The organism is Natronorubrum thiooxidans (assembly GCF_900156475.1).
Taxonomy (GTDB): domain Archaea; phylum Halobacteriota; class Halobacteria; order Halobacteriales; family Natrialbaceae; genus Natronorubrum; species Natronorubrum thiooxidans.
The window spans coordinates 1-3,272 of record NZ_FTNR01000047.1; the positions used below are offsets into that span (position 1 = coordinate 1).

General features: G+C 51.3%; 3 protein-coding genes. 2 read left to right on the top strand and 1 reads right to left on the bottom strand.

The window, feature by feature from the left end; genetic code table 11:
• Positions 1-88 precede the first annotated feature (88 nt).
• Positions 89-595 carry a hypothetical protein gene (locus BW940_RS20665; RefSeq protein WP_143823983.1) on the bottom strand — a complete coding sequence of 169 codons (507 nt, stop codon included), beginning with the start codon at positions 593-595 and terminating at the stop codon, positions 89-91.
• Positions 596-998: 403 nt separating this feature from the next.
• On the opposite strand from BW940_RS20665, the gene BW940_RS20670 reads away from it, so the two are divergent.
• Both BW940_RS20670 and BW940_RS20675 read left to right on the top strand, forming a co-directional pair.
• Positions 999-2,216: an orc1/cdc6 family replication initiation protein gene (locus BW940_RS20670; RefSeq protein WP_076611028.1), complete on the top strand. Its 1,218-nt coding sequence runs from the start codon at positions 999-1,001 to the stop codon at positions 2,214-2,216.
• A gap of 475 nt (positions 2,217-2,691) precedes the next feature.
• Positions 2,692-3,272 (top strand): RNA-guided endonuclease InsQ/TnpB family protein (locus BW940_RS20675; protein ID WP_143823984.1); only part of this gene is annotated, 581 nt, incomplete at its 3' end.

The following is a 3,272-nucleotide window of genomic DNA, read 5'->3' on the forward strand; positions in this document are numbered from 1 at the left end:
GGCAGTTTACTACTGACGATGCCCGGATCAAACTACGCCAACTCTACCCAATTGAGACCGAAGAGGATCTACAGATTCACGCTTGAAGCTACACTAAGTCGCTTGAGTCGTCAAGCGCATGTTTGACGCGGTCAAGATCGTGCTTGGCTCCACGAAGAAACCCGCGAACTTTCTCCCGGTATGGCTGGGCACTGATGCGGTAGCCAACACGATCGTCTTTGTCTCGAACTTTGAGTTCGTAGCCTTCACCGTGGTTCATGACGAGCGGAAACGCTCCCCATGAATCGACTGACGGTGGTTGTGGCTTCGGTAACTCGCTTTGATTGTCGCTGTTGCGCCACTTCTTCAACGCACTTTCGTAGGCGTCGTAAGCGTCGCACGCTTTCCATATGACGGCTTGTGCGTTATTTTTCACGAAGTCGTTCGCGGTCGGCGTGACTTGTTTTGCGATCTCGGTTTTGCTGTACCCGAGTTTTCGCATTGCCCAGGTGTGATTAGCGATGGGTCGAGCATCGAATCGAGCTTGTTTGAGACGCCATTGCTCCCCGCTCTCGATGTGCAGGCGGAAGCGTAGTGTCTCAACAAGCTCATCCATCGTACACCTAATCCCTTCACAAGTGTTCTACTTAGAACCACGCACCAGTCCGGCGTGGTTTGTCCATTAAGTCGACGGCATTCACCCCCGGGCACGGTGGCCCGGGGTACTCTGCCTGCTTTTATTATAGATTGGCGGTACTGAGGTTTTCCTCTGATTGCTCTAGCTACTCTTTCAAGCCCTTCTTCAGATTATCGTTCGGACTAGTCTATCGCCACTTGTGTTAAATCTTCCCCAGATTTAGAGTTGTTCTGGCATCCCTCCTCCGTGCATTCTCCCCGAGACACTGGACACAGTGGGGTGGGAGGGTACACCATTTCAGCGGACACTAGACATGATGGGGGTGACACTGGACACACTGGACACGGTAGTTTTATGTTGGTTGCCAGATGTGATGGTCTCAATGGGATTGTTCCAGCCGGATACTGATATTTTCGATCGACGTGACGTTCTTCGTGAAGATTATCAGCCGGAGGAAATAGTTGGCCGTGACGAGGAACTTCAGCAATATATCTCGGCTCTACAGCCAGTTATCAACGGAGATCAGCCTGCTAACATCTTCCTGTATGGCAAGGCTGGTGTTGGCAAAACTGCATGTACACGTTATCTCCTTAGTGAACTCAAAACAGATGCCGCCGATTACGGTATTGATCTTACAACAGTCCGGACCAATTGTGAGGACCTGAGTACAAGCTATCAGGTTGCGATTCAACTGATTAACAAATTCCGCGATCCCAGCGATCAACTCAAGCCCACTGGCTATCCTCGGCGACAAGTGAACGAGTGGCTCTGGGAAGAACTCGACGCAATTGGTGGAACAATCATTATTGTTTTCGACGAAGTCGATCATATTGACGATGATTCGATTCTCTATCAGATCCCGCGTGCCCGTGCAAACGGCAATCTCGAGCAGTCAAAAGTTGGAATCATCGGAATCTCAAACGATTTCAAGTTCCGCGAATCACTGAGTTCGAAGGTCCAGTCCAGTCTCTGTGAAAAGGAAGTCCAGTTTCCCGCATACAATGCGAACGAACTTCGTGATATTCTTCGGACACGGGCCGACATCGCGTTTTATGATGGCGTCATCCCGCACGAAGTAATCGCTAAGTGTGCCGCATTCGGTGCAAAAGATGCTGGTGACGCCAGACAGAGTCTTGATTTGCTCATGGAAGCTGGTGACGTCGCAGTTGAACAAGATGCAGACCAGGTTTGCGAGGAACACGTTGATGAAGCACGAGCATTACTCGAACAGAGTCGAATTATCGATGGTGTCGCTGGACTCACACAACAGGGTCATCTCGTTTTATATGCACTATTGATGCTCTATGAGGAAGGTGAGACACCGGTTCGTGCCAGAGATGTTCAAAACCGATACGAAATCGTTTGTAAGCGGGCAGCAACGGAGCCACTCGTCCCACGTCGAATGCGTGATCATTTAGGCGAACTCGCAATGCTAGGTATTGCGACACGGATCGAACGAAATAAAGGCGAGTCTGGTGGCCGATACTACGAATATTCACTCGACACAAATCCAGATTTGCTACTTGAGGCGCTTGCCGAAACAGTAGACATGGTCGGCGTAACAGACGCAATCCAGACGCGACTTGATGGAGAGATTTGATCGATCGCATCCGCTCGAATTCTTTTGACCAACTACAGACACTGGACGTCGTGGGGTGTGTTTGGTCTGGATTTGCTTAGACACTGGACAGAGTGGGGTGTGCCAAAATAGTATTTATACTGTTCGGACACTGGACAGAATGGTTAGGATATGCTGGATCGAAAACTGGAAAATATAGATCAAAAGGCCTCAGAACCGGCGAAGACACTGGACAGAGTGGGGGTGTGTTGCATCCGAGTGAGAGTGCTTTGGACGCGGGAAGACACTGGACACGGTGGGGTGTGTAAAACATTGGTGAGTTGATAAAGTGGGATCAGTAGTGACCAGCGTTAGCTGAAAGAGAGGGCGTTAAGCCCCCTTCCTCAAGGAGCGAGCGTAGCGAGCGAGTAGGGAGGGGATACAGCGCCCGCACGAGCCACAAGCACCCGAATCAGCACCATTAAGACAGCCCAATTCATACGAGTTGACACGTCGTATGAAGTACAGCCCTCGCTATCGCTTACTCCCCACCACAGAGCAACGCGAAGCGATGGACTGGACACGAAACACCGTACGACAAACATACAATCACGCACTCCGCGAATTCAACCAGATACCCGAAGACGCAGGAACGCTCCGCCAACGCGTCTGGAGCGTCAGAGACACCCTCCCCACGATGAAAAACTGGTGGCCAGACCTCAAACAGGTCTACTCGACAGTCTTGCAGAAAGCCATCGAGCGCATCCGAGACAATATCGAAAGCCTCGGTAAACTCAAAGCCAAAGGCTACAACGTTGGGTCGCTGAACTGGAAGAAACCGCGTGAGTTCAGGAGTTTCACGTACCGGCAATCGGGCTTCGAACTCGACAAGAAGAGTGGTCCGAACAACCGAGGACTCCTCGTACTCAAGAAACTCAAAGGCGAAACCCGCGAAATCCCGATTCGCCTCCACCGCAACCTCCCAGACCACGAAACCATCAAGGAGGTCACGCTGAAGAAAGAGCCGACGGGCGCGTGGTACGTCTCATTCTGCATCAAAACCGACGAACCCGAAAAACCCGCGCCCGAAGACATCGA

Coding starts and splice junctions, on each gene's coding strand:
- BW940_RS20670 (WP_076611028.1), top strand. CDS start 999: ATGGGATTGTTCCAGCCGGATACTGATATTTTCGATCGACGTGACGTT.
- BW940_RS20665 (WP_143823983.1), bottom strand. CDS start 595: ATGGATGAGCTTGTTGAGACACTACGCTTCCGCCTGCACATCGAGAGC.